The 16,164-nt window shown below is 53.8% G+C and carries 18 protein-coding genes; 11 read left to right on the top strand and 7 right to left on the bottom strand.

Going from position 1 to position 16,164, the window contains the following annotated elements; translation table 11 throughout:
- Positions 1-62 precede the first annotated feature (62 nt).
- Genes hslV through HKX44_RS11195 form a run of 3 tightly spaced genes read left to right on the top strand, consistent with a single transcriptional unit; the run spans position 63 to position 3,180 of the window.
- Positions 63-620: an ATP-dependent protease subunit HslV gene (gene hslV, locus HKX44_RS11205; protein ID WP_276151410.1), complete on the top strand. Its 558-nt coding sequence runs from the start codon at positions 63-65 to the stop codon at positions 618-620.
- Complete coding sequence (gene hslU, locus HKX44_RS11200) at positions 617-1,924, top strand: ATP-dependent protease ATPase subunit HslU (protein ID WP_276151409.1); 1,308 nt, start codon at positions 617-619, stop codon at positions 1,922-1,924. The genes hslV and hslU overlap by 4 nt, the downstream gene beginning before the upstream one ends.
- 38 nt (positions 1,925-1,962) lie before the next feature.
- Complete coding sequence (locus tag HKX44_RS11195) at positions 1,963-3,180, top strand: MFS transporter (RefSeq protein WP_276151408.1); 1,218 nt, start codon at positions 1,963-1,965, stop codon at positions 3,178-3,180.
- On the opposite strand, the gene HKX44_RS11190 is transcribed toward HKX44_RS11195, so the two are convergent.
- The 3 genes from HKX44_RS11190 to HKX44_RS11180 are packed head-to-tail and all read right to left on the bottom strand — an operon-like array spanning position 3,177 to position 5,454.
- Positions 3,177-3,767, bottom strand: a complete 591-nt coding sequence (locus HKX44_RS11190) for a Smr/MutS family protein (RefSeq protein WP_276151407.1) — start codon at positions 3,765-3,767, stop codon at positions 3,177-3,179. The two genes, HKX44_RS11195 and HKX44_RS11190, sit on opposite strands and share 4 nt — an antisense overlap.
- Positions 3,767-4,750, bottom strand: a complete 984-nt coding sequence (locus HKX44_RS11185; RefSeq protein WP_276151406.1) for an MltA domain-containing protein — start codon at positions 4,748-4,750, stop codon at positions 3,767-3,769. The genes HKX44_RS11190 and HKX44_RS11185 overlap by 1 nt, the downstream gene beginning before the upstream one ends.
- A gap of 41 nt (positions 4,751-4,791) precedes the next feature.
- Entirely contained in the window at positions 4,792-5,454 is a 663-nt protein-coding gene (locus tag HKX44_RS11180) for a Tim44/TimA family putative adaptor protein (RefSeq protein ID WP_276151405.1), read from the bottom strand.
- A 104-nt stretch (positions 5,455-5,558) separates the two neighbouring features.
- Between HKX44_RS11180 and HKX44_RS11175 the strand changes: the two genes are divergently transcribed.
- Together HKX44_RS11175 and secB are read left to right on the top strand one after the other, a co-directional pair.
- Positions 5,559-6,053, top strand: coding sequence for an FxsA family protein (locus tag HKX44_RS11175; protein WP_276151404.1), 495 nt, complete (start codon positions 5,559-5,561; stop codon positions 6,051-6,053).
- A 77-nt stretch (positions 6,054-6,130) separates the two neighbouring features.
- On the top strand, positions 6,131-6,616 hold the full coding sequence (secB, locus tag HKX44_RS11170) for a protein-export chaperone SecB (RefSeq protein ID WP_276151403.1): 486 nt from the start codon (positions 6,131-6,133) through the stop codon (positions 6,614-6,616).
- On the opposite strand, the gene dnaQ is transcribed toward secB, so the two are convergent.
- Genes dnaQ through HKX44_RS11150 form a run of 4 tightly spaced genes read right to left on the bottom strand, consistent with a single transcriptional unit; the run spans position 6,613 to position 9,311 of the window.
- Positions 6,613-7,299, bottom strand: coding sequence for a DNA polymerase III subunit epsilon (gene dnaQ / locus HKX44_RS11165; RefSeq protein ID WP_276151402.1), 687 nt, complete (start codon positions 7,297-7,299; stop codon positions 6,613-6,615). The genes secB and dnaQ overlap by 4 nt on opposite strands.
- Positions 7,292-7,882: a dephospho-CoA kinase gene (gene coaE / locus HKX44_RS11160; RefSeq protein WP_276151401.1), complete on the bottom strand. Its 591-nt coding sequence runs from the start codon at positions 7,880-7,882 to the stop codon at positions 7,292-7,294. The genes dnaQ and coaE overlap by 8 nt, the downstream gene beginning before the upstream one ends.
- Entirely contained in the window at positions 7,882-8,715 is an 834-nt protein-coding gene (locus HKX44_RS11155; protein WP_276151400.1) for a shikimate dehydrogenase, read from the bottom strand. Before HKX44_RS11155 ends, coaE begins: the two co-directional genes overlap by 1 nt.
- Positions 8,712-9,311 carry a Maf family nucleotide pyrophosphatase gene (locus HKX44_RS11150; RefSeq protein WP_276151399.1) on the bottom strand — a complete coding sequence of 200 codons (600 nt, stop codon included), beginning with the start codon at positions 9,309-9,311 and terminating at the stop codon, positions 8,712-8,714. Before HKX44_RS11150 ends, HKX44_RS11155 begins: the two co-directional genes overlap by 4 nt.
- A 400-nt stretch (positions 9,312-9,711) precedes the next feature.
- Here HKX44_RS11150 and HKX44_RS11145 point away from each other — a divergent pair, with 400 nt between their 5' ends.
- The 6 genes from HKX44_RS11145 (at position 9,712) to HKX44_RS11120 (ending at position 16,153) form a co-directional block, all read left to right on the top strand.
- Positions 9,712-10,161, top strand: coding sequence for a CopD family protein (locus HKX44_RS11145; protein WP_276151398.1), 450 nt, complete (start codon positions 9,712-9,714; stop codon positions 10,159-10,161).
- A gap of 126 nt (positions 10,162-10,287) precedes the next feature.
- Positions 10,288-11,559, top strand: a complete 1,272-nt coding sequence (rho, locus tag HKX44_RS11140) for a transcription termination factor Rho (protein WP_025042926.1) — start codon at positions 10,288-10,290, stop codon at positions 11,557-11,559.
- 31 nt (positions 11,560-11,590) lie between these two features.
- On the top strand, positions 11,591-12,877 hold the full coding sequence (gene mnmE, locus HKX44_RS11135) for a tRNA uridine-5-carboxymethylaminomethyl(34) synthesis GTPase MnmE (RefSeq protein WP_276151397.1): 1,287 nt from the start codon (positions 11,591-11,593) through the stop codon (positions 12,875-12,877).
- Positions 12,878-12,892: 15 nt separating this feature from the next.
- Complete coding sequence (gene mnmG / locus HKX44_RS11130; protein WP_276151396.1) at positions 12,893-14,755, top strand: tRNA uridine-5-carboxymethylaminomethyl(34) synthesis enzyme MnmG; 1,863 nt, start codon at positions 12,893-12,895, stop codon at positions 14,753-14,755.
- Entirely contained in the window at positions 14,755-15,360 is a 606-nt protein-coding gene (gene rsmG / locus HKX44_RS11125) for a 16S rRNA (guanine(527)-N(7))-methyltransferase RsmG (RefSeq protein WP_276151395.1), read from the top strand. Before mnmG ends, rsmG begins: the two co-directional genes overlap by 1 nt.
- A complete protein-coding gene (locus HKX44_RS11120; RefSeq protein WP_276151394.1) occupies positions 15,353-16,153 on the top strand; it encodes a ParA family protein in 801 nt (266 codons plus the stop codon). The genes rsmG and HKX44_RS11120 overlap by 8 nt, the downstream gene beginning before the upstream one ends.
- Positions 16,154-16,164: the final 11 nt, after the last annotated feature.

Raw genomic sequence — 16,164 nt, 5'->3', positions numbered from 1 at the left:
GGGGCGCCCTTGTGCGTTTGTGCGCCGAGCGCCATATAACAAATCAAGAAAAGGAGCCCCGCATGACACGAGACGAATTCCCCGGCTGGCATGGCACCACGATCATTGGTGTAAAGAAAGACGGCGAGGTGGTAATTGCCGGTGACGGGCAGGTCAGCCTTGGACAAACCGTGATCAAGGGAACCGCGCGCAAGGTACGCCGGCTGTCGCCCGGTGGGTTTGATGTGGTGGCAGGTTTCGCCGGCTCGACCGCTGATGCCTTTACGCTGTTGGAACGGTTGGAAGCCAAGCTGGAAGCGACGCCCGGGCAATTAGCGCGGGCAAGTGTCGAGCTGGCAAAAGACTGGCGCACTGACAAATACCTGCAAAAATTGGAAGCGATGTTGATCGTTACCGACGGCACCGAACTGCTTATCATCACTGGTGCCGGGGATGTACTTGAGCCGGAACATAACGTCGCGGCGATTGGGTCGGGCGGGAACTTTGCCCTGGCGGCTGCGCGTGGCTTGATCGACAGCGACCGCGACGCCGAAACGGTCGCGCGGGACGCAATGGCAATTGCCTCAGATATCTGCGTTTACACCAACGGCAATCTGACCGTGGAGAAAATTTCCAAATGACTGATCTGACACCCCGCGAAATCGTTTCAGAACTGGACCGGTTCATCATCGGCCAGAATGACGCCAAACGTGCCGTTGCCGTAGCGCTGCGCAACCGCTGGCGGCGCAAGCAACTGTCTGATGATCTGCGCGACGAGGTATATCCAAAGAATATCCTGATGATCGGGCCCACCGGTGTTGGCAAAACCGAAATCAGCCGGCGCCTGGCCAAGCTCGCGCGCGCGCCGTTCCTCAAGGTTGAGGCAACCAAGTTTACTGAAGTGGGCTATGTCGGACGGGATGTGGAACAAATCATCCGCGATCTGGTCGACAATGCCATTGCGATGACCCGCGAACACATGCGTGAGGACGTCAGGGTCAAGGCGCATAAGGCGGCAGAGGAACGGGTAATTGACGCGATTGCCGGGGCAGAGGCCCGTGAAGGCACCCGCGACATGTTCCGTAAAAAACTAAAGGATGGCTTGCTTGACGATACGATGATCGAGCTGGAAGTGGCCGATACCGCCAGCCCGTTTCCGACCATGGATATCCCGGGCCAGCCCGGTATGGGTGTCGGAATGATGAACCTTGGCGATCTGTTTGGCAAAGCCATGGGCGGACGGACCACGAAAAAGCGCCTGTCGGTTGCGGAAAGTTACGAAATCCTGATCGGGGAAGAAGCGGACAAGCTGCTTGATGATGAAACTGTGACCAAAGCGGCAATCGAAGCGGTCGAGCAGAACGGCATCGTGTTTCTTGACGAAATCGACAAGGTGTGCGCCCGCTCTGATGCCCGTGGCGGGGATGTCAGCCGCGAAGGGGTGCAGCGCGATTTGCTGCCATTGATTGAGGGCACAACTGTCAGCACCAAACACGGGCCGGTGAAAACTGATCATGTGTTGTTCATTGCCTCGGGTGCCTTTCACATCGCAAAACCGTCTGACCTGTTGCCTGAATTGCAGGGGCGTTTGCCCATTCGGGTAGAACTACGCGCCCTGACCGAAGAGGATTTTGTGCGCATTTTGACAGAAACCGACAATGCGCTGACCCTGCAATATACAGCGCTGATGGGCACCGAAGAGGTTACTGTCAGCTTTACCAATGATGGCATTGCCGCGCTGGCAAAAATTGCGGCAGACGTGAACCAATCGGTCGAGAACATTGGTGCGCGGCGTCTTTATACTGTGATGGAGCGCGTGTTCGAAGAGCTTTCCTTCAGTGCGCCGGACAGATCAGGCGACGTTATCGAGGTTAATCAAGCCTTTGTTGACGAGAACCTAGGCGAGCTGAGCAAGTCGGCAGACCTCAGCCGCTATGTGCTTTAGGGCTTTCCATTCCTAACCCATCCTGAGACCTATGCAGGATGGGTTACCTTTCATTCCTTCGCGCGAACTGGCTGTTTTTACTGGCCGGCTTTCTGCTGACCTTTACCTCGTCTTACGGGCAGACCTATTTCATTTCGCTGTTCGCGGGTGAGATCAAAACCGACTTTGGCCTAAGCGATGGTCAATGGGGCGGCATTTATACTGTTGGCACCACCCTGTCAGCGATTGCGATGATCTGGGCTGGGGTGTTGACGGACAGGTTCCGCGTAAGGGCGCTGGCGGTTGGTGTGATGTTGTGCCTGGCCGCCGCCTGTGTCGCGATGGCCCTGAACACATCATGGATACTGTTGATCGGTGTCATCTTTGCGCTGCGCCTGTCAGGGCAGGGGATGATGTCACAGCTTGGGTCTGTCGCCATGGTGCGCTGGTTCGAGGCCAGCCGCGGCAAAGCCCTATCCCTGTCTTCAACGGGGTTTGCAGCGGGGCAGGCCATCTTGCCGGTGGTTTTTGTTGCGCTGTTTGCGGTGATATCGTGGCGAGCGCTTTGGGTGCTGGCGGCTGTGATTGTTCTCCTGACCATTCCGGTGCTTGTAATGCTACTCAGGCGGGAACGCACCCCCCAATCCATGGCGAAAGAGACGCAACTGGCCGGTATGCAAGGGCGCCATTGGAGCCGGACAGAGATGTTACGATCGGGTCTGTTTTTCCTAATGGTGCCTTTGATCATTGGCCCTGCGGCATGGGGAACCGCATTGTTCTTTCAACAGGTACATCTGACGCAAGTGAAAGGCTGGGATCTGGTGGCTTACGTTGCATTGATGCCAGCCTATACCTTATCTGCCATTGTCACGACCTTTGCATCCGGTTGGGCAATTGACCGTTACGGCGTCAGCCGGATCGTGCCGTTCCAGATGCTGCCGTTTGCGCTTGGGTTTCTGGTGCTGGCCTTTGCCGATACGATTTTCATGGCCGGGGTTGGATTGGTCATTTTTGGTATGGGGCAAGGATTGCAGGGAACGGCCACCTCCACATTCTGGGCAGAGTATTTTGGCACCCGCCACATTGGGGCCATCAAATCGGTGGCGGCTGCAATTATGGTTTTTGGGTCGGCGATTGGCCCAGGCGTGAGCGGCATATTAATCGACTTCGGGATTGATTTTCCCAACCAAATGCTGCCGATTTCAGTCTATTATCTCGTTGCAGCTGCGCTCGCGGCCTATGGGATCAGACGGTATCAGCCAACGCTGATGCGCTAACGCTGGCGGCGCAAATAGACATAATAGGCCCCGCCACCGCCATGGCTGATATGGGCCTGACTGACTTGCAGAACCACAGATTTTAGCGGCGCCATACCGAGCCATTGCGGCACCTGATGGCGCAATACGCCGTGACGCACCGGAATAGGGCCGCCCTCGTCGCGCTGCTTGCCTTTGCCGGTGATCACCAGCACCAACCTTTTGCCAGACCTATGCGCCGACAGAATGAAGCCGCTAAGCGCGGGATGGGCGCGGTCCAGTGTCATACCGTGCAGATCGATGCGTCCCTCCGGCCTGAGCTTGCCGCGTTTGAGTTTTCCGAAGGCCTTCTGATCCATCTGAACCGGCACATGCCGCATTTGGTCGGGCAGCGATGGGGCCAGATTATGTGTTGATTTACGTGGTTTGCCAGTGGGTTTACCCAGCACCACGGATTTGGATTTGCGCAGGGCAGGTGGAGACGGTGCAGGCGCGTCAATCTCAGGGACGAATAGCGACTTCAGATCCAGCTTTTCCGTGCGCTCCGTGACCCTGCGCCACAGCGCAAGATCATCATCGTTCAGATGGCCATGTTTGCGATTTCGCATCAGATCGCGCTTTCGGGCAATAGCGCATAGGCGCGCTGGATCGGCATCAGGACAAACATGCGCCCCGGGTCGCGCAACTTGCCTGCTTCCTTGCCTGCACGGTCACCGGTACCAAAGAACACATCGGCACGCTGTGCGCCTTTAATTGCCGATCCGGTGTCCTGTGCCATCATCAAACGACGCAGCGGGTTTTTGCCGTCTTTTTCCACCCAGACCGGCGAGCCAAGCTTCACAAACGACGGATCAACAGCAATGCTGCGCATCGCGGTCACCGACCGGTTCATCGCCCCCAGTGGCCCCTTATCTGCGGGCACCTTACTGACCTTGCGGAAAAACACATATGAGGGATTGTGAAACAACAGATCACGCCCCTGCACAGGGTTACGTCGCACCCAGTTCTTGATCACATCGGCACTGACCTGATGGGCCTTGTAGACGCCGCGCCGCACCAGCTCGACACCGATAGAACGGTATCCATGACCGTTGGACCCGCGATAGCCGACGCGAATGTAGGACCCATCTGGCAACCTGATCCGGCCCGACCCCTGAATCTGGAGAAAGAACAACTCAACCGGATCATCAACCCAGGCGATCTCCAGCCCGCGTCCCGCCAACACCTCTCCTTGGAGAAGTTCACGGCGGGTCAGGGTGCGCAAGTGGTCAGGCGGGATGGAGTAAACCGGATAACGATAGCGCGATGATCGTGAGGTATTTCCATCTAACTCGGGTTCGAAATATCCGGTAAACATCGCGTCTTTGCCGTCACTTATCTTGACCGGACGAAAGAACAGTTCGAAGAACTGGCGCGGTTCTGGGTCGGCCTGCGCATAACGGCACAACGCACGCCAGTCGGGGTCTTTCATGTCACGACAGGTATTCAGAAACACCTTTAGGGCCGCGGCATGATCATCCTCGGCCCAGCCTTCAAGCTGATCAAAACTCAGTACATCATAGCTGACATCAGTGGCATGGGCCGGAGTCATCGCAACAACTCCGGCCCATAATGATGTCGCCAATGCACGGCTTATCCGTCTGTAGAAACCAGCTGCCAATTTGGATCATCCGACCCCATAATTCGGGCGAAAACCCAGACGTCCTTCTGGCGCTTCACCTCTGTCAAACTGCCTTCGACGATATCGCCTGCGGCATCCCGTACGGCGGATGTCAATTCACCGACAAAACGGATTGTCAATTCCGCCTCGTTGGTGACAGGATCAAGCGTCGCATCCATCAACTCGGTCTCGCGCACCCCGTTGAATTCTGCCTCTATGGTCAAGCCTTGGTCTTCGCGGGCTGCAACGCCGTCAACAAAGCTTTCGTAGATCTCTTCGGACAGGAACGGCTGGATTTCAGCCAGATTGCCCCGCTCGTAGCCCATCACAATCATTTCATAGGCCTGACGTGCGCCGCCCAGAAAATCATCAACGCCAAAGGAAGGTTCAAGACGTTTCATCTTGGCAAGCGCCTTGGCGGCATCACTGCCTTCTGGCACATGATCGGTGATATCCAGATCAGGACCACCGTCGATCACTTCAAACGCCGGGCCACCCTTGCGCGTATGCGGGGCCTGATCGGTCACTGGCGGCTTTTCGAAACCTTCCCGCGTGCCCAATACATTCTTGAGCCGCAGGATCAGGAATACTGCGATACCGGCAAGGACCAGAAGCTGTATCATAGGTGAATTCATCGAAACCTCACGGTGTGAAACATGGAAAAGCATGTGCTTTGCTCTTATGTAGGTGCTTGGGTTGGGTGAGTCCACTCTGCCCCCAGTAAAAGGACATTCACCGTATGTGGCTATTGATCGCATTTATCGCCGTTCCCCTGATTGAAATCGGGTTGTTTATTCAGGTCGGAGGGTTGATCGGGCTGTTTCCCACCCTTGCCATTGTTTTGGTCACGGCCGTGTTGGGAACGTGGCTTGTGCGGACGCAGGGTGCGATGGCCCTGGGTCAGTTGCGCACATCCTTTTCGGATTTGCGCGACCCGACAGAACCCTTGGTGCATGGTGCGATGATCCTGTTTGCCGGTGCATTATTGCTGACACCGGGGTTTTTCACCGATGCTGTCGGCTTTGCCTTTCTGGTGCCGTCAATCCGGCAGGCCGCGTATAAGGCGTTGCGCGCACGGGTGAACGTGCAGAGCTTTGGCACACCGGGTCAGGGTGCGCATCATGGTGCCGCCCGTCCAGCGTCGCAAGGCGATGTGATTGACGCAGATTACCATGAAATTGTCGATGAGGCGCCACGACGCAACGATGGCCCGTCTGGCTGGACAAAGCACTAGGCGTCGGACAGGCCATTGAGCGCCATCACGCCTTCTGCTAAGCCCGCCCTAAATTGATTTATCAAAGGAACAGCCTCATGGCCGAAGAAGAAGCAACACCCGCACCAGCGCAGATGCGCGTTTTGGGCCAGTACATCCGCGACATGTCATTTGAAAACATCATGGCGCAGCAGGGCGGCGGTGCCGATGTACAGCCAGACGTACAGGTCGAGGTCAAGCTGGACGCGAAAAAACGTGCTGTCGACAATCAGTACGAAAGCGCAATCAAGCTGAATGTGACGTCGAAAGATACCGCGGGAAACACAACATTATTCCTGCTTGAAATCGACTATGTCGGTATTTTCCAAATCGAGAATATCCCAGATGACCAGCTTCACCCATTCTTGCTGATTGAATGCCCGCGGATGATTTTCCCGTTCCTGCGCCGCATTGTCAGCGATGTGACCCGCGACGGTGGTTTCCCGCCGCTGAACCTGGAAAACATTGATTTCGTTTCCCTTTACCGGAACGAGATTGCACGTCGTCAGGCTTCCGAAACGGCCCCTTCGCCTGCTGACGCCTAAGTCTTAGACCACATTGCATCGCCGCCCAACTTGCTAACAAATTCAGCATGGGCGGCGATTTCTTTTTCGCTCAACCGTGACGGCAGGGGGTTGGGCCGTGGTTTTGGCGACCACTGTGTCACGGCTGCGCCAGCGGTTGTTTGCGGTTGCGATGACAAAGCAAAGTCGGGTTGGCGCCCACCAATCAATTCAAGATAGACCTCAGCCAGAATTTCACTATCCAGCAAGGCACCGTGCAAGGTGCGTGACGTATTGTCGATATTGAACCGGCGGCATAACGCGTCCAAGGATGCCGGCGATCCGGGAAATCTCTTGCGGGCGATTTCAAGCGTATCAAGCGCCTGCTCCCAAGGGATTTGGGGCAGGCCCATCCATCTCAGTTCGGCATTCAAGAATTTGATGTCGAACTTGGCATTGTGAATGATCAGTTTGGACGTGCCGATAAAATCCAGAAACGCCTGACCAATCTGGGCAAATTTAGGTTTGTCGCGCAGAAAATCATCACCCAAGCCATGCACTTCAAAGGCCTCTTGCGGCATGGCGCGTTCGGGATTGATATATTGGTGATAGGTCTCGCCGGTAGCCATGTGCCCGATCAACTCAACCGCGCCGATTTCAACGATACGATCGCCGGATTCCGGATCAAAGCCAGTGGTTTCAGTATCGAGTACGATTTCACGCATGGCGCTGTTTTTCCCTAATGTCCCTGACCACATTTTGCACCTGCTGGCGGGCGTGTTCAACGGTGTCTGTCGTAATCACATAGTCGGCGCGCGCAGCCTTTTCGTCGGCAGGCAGTTGTTTGGAACGGATCACCTCGAATTGTTCGCTGGTCATTGTCCCGCGTTCCATCACTCGATGTTTCTGGGTTTCCGCGTCAATGATCACACAGGCGACTGCATCCACTTTGTCCTGCCCGCCGGTTTCATAGATCAACGGAATATCAAGGACGACAATGTCCACGCGGGCCTGTGCGATAAAGGCTGCACGATCCTGTCCGACCAAAGGATGCACAATTGCTTCGATTTTCTTTAGTGCTGTGGCGTCGTTCAAAATGATCTCTTTCAGCTTATCGCGCGAGACGCTGTTCTTCACGATTGCCTCGGGAAAAACGTCTCTAATCGGCGCTACAGCCTCGCCATTCTCCCCATAAAGGCGATGAACCGCTGCATCGGCATCCCACAACGCGCACCCTTCTTCAACGAACAGTTTTGCGGTTGTCGACTTGCCCATGCCGATTGAACCGGTTAGCCCCAAAAGAAACATCAGCGCAACGCCGCCGCACGGGTTGCGCGGTCCACCTCTGGCCGTTTGCCAAACCAGCGCTCGAAAGCCGGCACTGCCTGATGCAACAACATACCCAGACCGTCCACGGTAACGCATCCGGCCTGTTCGGCGGTCGCCAGCAGGTTGGTCTTTAGAGGGGCATAAACCAGATCGGTCACCACCGTTGTGGAGTTTAATCCATCGAGGGGCACGCGCATTTCACCTTTGCCGATCATACCCAGTGACGTTGTATTCACCACTAAGGCGGCATGCTCCATCATATTGCCAGCCTGCACCCAATCATAAATCCGCAACCGGTTTCCGAAATCCGCCTGAAGCTTTTCTGCGCGGACCCGTGTTCTGTTGGACAACAGAATCTCGGGCACCCCTGCATCCAAAAGCGATGCAATAACCGCCCGTGCGGCGCCGCCCGCCCCCAAGACAACGGCGGGCCCGGATTGAGGTATCCAGTTCGGCGCGCCGATCTTGAGGTTCTCAAGAAATCCATAGCCGTCAGTGTTGTCTGCGTGGATTTTACCATCCTTGCGAAAAATGAGGGTATTTGCAGCCCCGATCAAGATTGCGCGGTCGGTGACCAGATCGGCAATCGACATTATTTTTTCTTTATGCGGAATGGTGACGTTCGCCCCGACAAACCCCATTTTTGGTAGGGTCCGAACCACATGTTCAAGGTCATCCGTGTTCACATCCATAGGGATGTAGTGCCCGGCGATGCCATAGGTTTTTAACCAATGGCGGTGCAGCTGTGGCGATTTTGAATGTGCAATTGGCGATCCGATGACCCCGGCCAAAGGAATATTGGGTAAGCTCATGAGGCGAGGTCTCCGCGTAGTGTCAGATGGTTCAACAACTCAAGAAGTGGCATACCAAGGACGGTAAAGTAATCCCCTTCAATGTTCGAGAACAGGCGCACGCCTTCTTCTTCGAGTTTATAGCAGCCCACGGAATGGCGGATGCTGTCCCAGTTTCGCGATAGGTAATCGGCAAGATAGTCATCCGAAGCATCACGCATCCGCAATCGTACCTGACCAACGTGACGCCAAACCGGTTGCCCGTCTTCACAGATAACCGCCGCAGAAAGCAGGGAATGCCGGTCACCGCGCAGCGCTTTCAACTGGGACAGGGCATCATCGGGGCTGGCCGGTTTGGAAAGCAATGTTCCATTGTGATCCAGAACCTGATCACAGCCCAATACCAATGCGCCTGGGTTCTTTTCGCTGATCTTGCGGGCCTTCATTTCCGCCAACGTGTCCGCAACATCACGAGGTGGCGCATTGTCAGCGATCAACGATTCCTTGATCAACTGTTCATCAATTCTAGGCACCTGAACCTCATGATCCACGCCGGCTTGCGTCAACAATTTGGTTCGGATTGCAGAGCCGGAAGCAAGGATGAGGGACTGCGGCATGTGGATAACCTTGTGGACGATGTTAAGAATTTCTTAAGGAGTTTTAGTGCAAAATTTCTGCGAACGGAACTCGCTCCCTGGTTAGGGGGTTTTATGCGACTGTCTGCGGTTTTCTTACACCTGAGGAAAAGAACAAACTCCCACGGGGAGGAATCGGTTTTTCACGATTTTATCCGCATTTTGCACACATGAATTTGAAAAAATTCATCTCTTAAGCATCAGTTTTAAATATTTTTTCTGGTATTTACAGGGTTTTCTCCACAGGGTTTGGATGAAATCCAGAAGATCCTTGGTGCCTTGGGACAACTCATTAATCCACAGAAAATCCGTTCCCTACTTACATCATCATCTTTCTTATCTTCTTTATTATTATAAGAAGGGACCGAGAACGGAGTGAGATATGACAGACTTCCTTGCGCTTGCTTACCCATGGGTGAAATCCCTGCATATCGTTTCGGTCATCTCTTGGATGGCTGCACTGTTCTATCTGCCTCGATTGTTTGTGCATCACACCGAACAAGGCGGGATCACGGGACCCATGCATGACATCTTTGCCATGATGGAGTTCAAGCTGGCACAAGTCATCATGCGGCCCGCCATGCACGCCACATGGACATTCGGCTTACTATTGGTCTTTACGCCGGGCATCGTTGACTGGTCTGCCATCTGGCCCTGGACCAAGGCTGCCAGCATAATCGGGATGACGGTTTTTCATACATGGCTGGTCATCCGTATGAAGGCATTCCAACGCGGTGAAAACACCGTGACAGGGCGGCAGTACCGAATGATGAACGAGGTACCGACTGTTTTAATGCTAATTATTGTCTTCTCGGTCGTGGTGAAATTCTGATTGATTGACTCGCAGGGGCATGCCGCCTATATCCTGCGCACCAACCCGTTCGGGGACCGGTCCTAGCTGCTTCATTTCCAATATCGACCAGCCAGCGGTTTACGCGTGGCTGAACAGGATTTCTTCATGACAACTGATACGCTGAACCTTGCTGATCTTAAGGCGCAAACTCCTAAGAACCTTTTGGCAATGGCCGAGGAACTGGAGATCGAGAACGCCTCGACCATGCGCAAAGGCGAGATGATGTTTCAGATTCTGCGTGAACGCGCGGATGAAGGTTGGGAAATCTCTGGCGACGGTGTTTTGGAGGTCTTGCAAGACGGTTTTGGATTCCTGCGGTCCCCCGAGGCGAACTATTTGCCGGGCCCTGACGATATCTATGTATCTCCTGACATGATCCGTCAGCATTCGCTGCGCACCGGGGACACCATTGAAGGGCTTATTAAGGCCCCTGACGACACTGAGCGTTACTTTGCCCTGACCGAAGTAACCAAGATCAACTTTGAGGAGCCAGAGAAGGCGCGCCACAAGGTTGCCTTTGAAAACCTGACACCGCTTTATCCTGACGAGCGGCTGACGATGGAAGTTGAAGACCCGACAATCAAAGACCGCTCTTCGCGGATCATTGATCTGGTGTCGCCCATCGGTAAGGGCCAGCGCTGTCTGATCGTCGCGCCACCGCGGACAGGTAAAACAGTTCTGTTGCAAAACATCGCGAATTCAATCGAAAAGAACCATCCGGAATGCTATTTGATCGTTCTGCTGATTGATGAACGCCCCGAAGAAGTTACCGACATGCAGCGCTCTGTGAAGGGCGAGGTGGTTTCGTCGACCTTTGATGAACCAGCGACGCGCCACGTTGCCGTGTCAGAAATGGTGATCGAAAAGGCGAAACGTCTGGTTGAACATAAACGCGACGTTGTGATCCTGTTGGATTCCATCACGCGCCTTGGTCGCGCGTTCAACACGGTTGTGCCGTCATCCGGTAAGGTTCTGACCGGTGGTGTGGATGCAAACGCCCTGCAACGTCCCAAGCGTTTCTTTGGTGCTGCGCGAAACATCGAAGAAGGCGGTTCGTTGACGATTATTGCAACAGCGTTGATCGACACGGGCTCGCGTATGGATGAAGTCATCTTTGAAGAATTCAAGGGCACGGGTAACTCTGAAATCGTTCTGGATCGCAAAATCGCTGACAAACGCGTCTTCCCTGCGATGGATATTCTCAAGTCGGGTACCCGCAAAGAGGATCTCTTGGTCGATAAGGTTGATCTGCAAAAGACATTTGTTCTGCGCCGTATCCTGAACCCGATGGGCACAACAGATGCGATTGAATTCCTGATCGGGAAGCTCAAACAGACAAAGACCAATTCGGATTTCTTTGACTCTATGAACACCTGATTGTTATTTAATAACAAATGGTTATGTAGAAATGGATACGATTTTCGCACAAGCGACGGCTGCCGGTCGGGCTGGTGTTTCGGTCGTGCGGATATCGGGGCCTGAGGCATTTGCCATTGCGGGTGAGATGGTTGGATCCTTGCCACCATCCCGTCAATCTGCGGTGCGGCTGGTAAAGGATGATGACGGTACGGTCATTGATCAGGCGCTGATCCTGAGTTTTGCCGGGCCCAAGAGTTTTACCGGTGAAGATGTCGTCGAATTGCACCTGCATGGTAGCATCGCTGTAGTTCAATCCGTTTTGCGATTGCTTTCAACCTTCTCGGCTGCGCGTCTTGCAGAACCGGGGGAATTTACACGGCGGGCATTGGAAAACGGCAAACTTGACCTGGCACAGGTTGAGGGTCTTTCTGATTTGATCGAGGCAGAGACTGAATCTCAGCGAAAACAAGCACTTCGCGTGTTTTCCGGTCATCTTGGATCTGTGGTTGAACGATGGCGTGCTGATCTTATCCGGGCGGCGGCCTTGCTGGAAGCGACGATTGATTTCGCAGATGAGGATGTACCGGTTGACGTTACACCAGAGGTTTCATCACTTTTGGATCGTGTTACGGGTGAAATTCAGGCCGAGGTTGAAGGATCGAAGGTCGCGGAGCGGATACGTTCAGGTTTTGAGGTTGCAATAGTCGGTCCGCCGAATGCGGGGAAATCCACATTGCTGAACGCACTTGCAGGCCGTGATGCCGCGATTACGTCCGATGTGGCCGGTACCACCCGCGATATCGTCGAGGTGCGGATGCAGTTGGACGGGCTTCCTGTTACGCTTTTGGACACGGCGGGCTTGCGGGAAAGCGATGACGCGGTTGAGGCCATAGGCATCGCGCGTGCAATGCGGCGGGCGGAAGCGGCGGATTTGCGGGTGTTCCTTATGCACCCCGATGATGATCTGCCAGTAGATGCTTTACCAGACGACATCATTGTCCATCCGAAGGCGGACCTATATCCTGAGGTTAAGAACGGGGTTTCTGGCAGTACGGGTGTAGGGCTGACTGAGTTGGTGAACCGTGTTACATCGGTATTGAAGCTGCGCAGTAGTACCGTTGGTGTTGCGACACATGAACGACATCGGGCGGCGATGTTGCATACGTTGAATGGGTTGGCTGCTGTGAAAAATGTTCTGGCGTTTGGAAGTGACCAGTACGACATCGCAGCGGAGGAATTACGATCCTCTGTCCGTGCGTTGGAAGCAGTTGTTGGCCGGATCGGTGTTGAAAACCTGCTGGATGAAATATTTCTGAGTTTCTGTATCGGAAAGTAGAATGGAGTGTTTCACGTGAAACATTATGAAGTCATCGTCATCGGCGGCGGTCATGCAGGCACAGAAGCGGCCCATGCTGCTGCTCGGATGGGTGTTGAAACGGCGTTGATCACAATGTCGCGTGACGGGATTGGCGTCATGTCATGCAATCCAGCGATTGGTGGCTTGGGAAAAGGGCACCTTGTTCGGGAAATTGACGCAATGGACGGTGTGATGGGCCGGATTGCGGATAAGGCGGGTATTCAATTCAGGTTGTTGAACCGACGTAAGGGGCCGGCGGTGCAGGGCCCAAGGGCTCAAGCAGATCGTAAGATCTATCAAACAGAAATGTTGGCTGAGACGGTTAAGCAGGGGAATCTGTCGATCCTTGAAGGGGAAGTAACAGATTTCTTGATTATCGACGGTACCGTTACCGGTGTTGAATTGGACGGCGGTGAAAAGATCGGTGCTGGTGCGGTCATTCTGACCACAGGCACATTCCTTCGCGGTGTCATCCACATCGGCGATGTTTCTCACTCTGGCGGACGAATGGGGGATAAAGCGGCCGTCAAATTGGCCGAACGGTTGGGGGGGTTCAATCTGCCGATGGGGCGGTTGAAAACAGGTACGCCACCGCGTTTGGACGGGCGCACAATCGATTGGAATATTTTGGAAAGTCAGCCAGGCGATGATGACCCTGTGCTGTTTTCGTTTATGTCGGATTCTGTGTCCGCGAAGCAGATATCCTGCGGGATCACCCACACCAATGAAGCCACCCACGAAATTATCCGGAATAATCTTGGTCGATCTGCGATGTATGGTGGCCAAATTGATGGCGTCGGTCCTCGCTATTGCCCATCTATCGAGGACAAGGTGGTTCGTTTTGCCGACAAGTCATCGCATCAGGTATTCCTGGAACCAGAAGGGGTTGATGACGATACGGTATACCCCAACGGGATTTCAACGTCGCTTCCGGAAGATGTTCAGCTGGACTATGTCCGTTCGATGGTTGGTTTGGAGGAGGCCGTAATCCTTCAACCCGGATACGCGATTGAATATGATTATGTTGACCCGCGGGCGTTGAATAGCTGCCTTGCCTTGAATGCTGTATCGGGGTTGTATCTCGCTGGCCAGATCAACGGGACAACAGGATACGAGGAAGCGGCGGCACAGGGGCTTGTTGCCGGGTTGAATGCTGCGCGGGCGGTTCGGTGTGAAGAACCGGTTATCTTCAGTCGGGCAGATAGCTACATTGGTGTGATGATTGACGACCTTACTTCGCGGGGTGTTTCGGAGCCCTACCGGATGTTTACCTCCCGTGCCGAATTCCGGCTTTCTCTTCGGGCGGACAATGCAGACCAGAGGCTCACGCCTCTGGCGATTGAAATTGGCTGTGTTTCTGATGTGCGGAAGCAAGAGTTTTTCGGTAAGGTTGAAAAACTGGAGGCAGCTAAGGCGTTGTTGACCAAACGAACCTTTACGCCATCAGAGGCCTCAAGAAGTGGGTTGGTGGTAAGCCAGGACGGTACACGTCGGGATGCATTTCAGCTCTTGTCGTTTCCTGGGGCGACGTTTGAGGGGATGATCAAGCTTGATGAGAATTTTGCAAACGTAGATGTTGAGATACGACGTCAAATTGAACGCGACGCCCTTTATTCAAATTATCTTGGGCGTCAGCAGGCCGAGATTGATGCCTTAAAGAAAGATGAGGCCTATAAGATCCCGTCGGATTTCGATTTTCTTGGGCTAGGGGGGCTGTCCAATGAGTTGAAAGCCAAGCTTACTGCCGCGCGTCCCGAGACTTTGGCCCAGGCAGCGCGCGTGGACGGGGTAACCCCAGCCGCGTTGACGTTGATCCTTGCTAGGCTAAAGAGACCTTCGGTTGGGAAGTCAGCGTAATGGGCGAATTTTCATTGGATGTTTCACGTGAAACATTGGATAAGCTTGAAGCATTCACCGCCCTTGTTCAAAAATGGACTGTGAAGATCAACCTCATATCCAAAGCCAGTGTAGCATCTGTTTGGGAGCGGCATATTATGGACTCGGCCCAGATATTTGATCTGGCTCCACCTGCAGGCCATTGGGTTGATCTGGGTAGTGGCGGTGGTTTTCCCGGCATCGTTGTTGCAATTCTTTCACAGGGCAAAGGCGGACATCATGATATTACGCTGGTTGAAAGCGATCAACGCAAGTCGGTCTTCCTAAGAACCGCTATTCGGGAACTTGATTTGAATGCTAAAGTAATTTCAGAGAGGATCGAGAGTATTCCTCGCTTGAACGCTGACATCCTATCTGCACGTGCCTTGGCGGATTTAACTGACCTTTTCGGGTATGCGTCGCGCCATCTTTCGCCTGCTGGGGTTGCGCTTTTTCCCAAGGGGGAACAGTGGGAAAAAGAAGTCAAATCTACACGGGAACTGTGGTCTTACGAGGTTGATCCGATTAAGAGTACATCAAATCCAAAGGCCGCAATTCTAAAGATCAAGGATATCGTTCGTGTCTGACCTGTCCCGTCCGAAAGGGCCAAAGATCATCGCAGTTGCCAACCAAAAAGGTGGTGTTGGTAAAACGACAACAACAATTAACCTTGCGGCGGCACTGGTTGAACACGGGAAAAAGGTCTTGGTTGTTGATCTTGATCCGCAAGGCAATGCATCGACCGGCCTGGGCATCGAAGTGGATGATCGGGAATTCACAACCTATGAGCTGTTGCTGGAAGACATTGACCTGAGTGATGTTATTCAACCGACAAGTTATGATGGTCTTTGTATTGTTCCGGCGACCGTAGATTTAAGCTCGGCTGATATTGAGTTGATGTCAGCAGAAAAGCGCAGCTTTCTGCTGCACGACGCATTGCGGCAAACCCAGATGGACGAGTTCGGCTTTGACTATATTCTCATTGATTGTCCGCCATCGCTTAATTTGCTGACGGTGAATGCGATGATTGCCGCGCATTCGATTCTGGTTCCATTGCAAAGCGAGTTTTTCGCGCTTGAAGGTCTTAGCCAGCTGATGATGACCGTTCGCGAAGTACGCCAGAGCGGAAACAGGGATTTGCGGATCGAAGGTGTTGTTCTTACGATGTACGACAGTCGGAATAACCTATCACAGCAGGTTGAAAGTGATGCGCGCAGCAACCTCGGTGAGTTGGTGTTTAAGACAATGATCCCCCGAAATGTGCGTGTTTCAGAAGCACCGAGTTTTGCAATGCCGGTGTTGAACTACGACAGCCAATCAAAGGGCGCGGTAGCATATCGCGCTTTGGCAAAAGAAATGATCCAGAACAATAGGGCCTAGGAGAGAATACC

This window comes from Sulfitobacter sp. M05, assembly GCF_029285175.1.
Taxonomy (GTDB): domain Bacteria; phylum Pseudomonadota; class Alphaproteobacteria; order Rhodobacterales; family Rhodobacteraceae; genus Sulfitobacter.
This window is presented reverse-complemented; position numbering and strand designations above follow the sequence as displayed.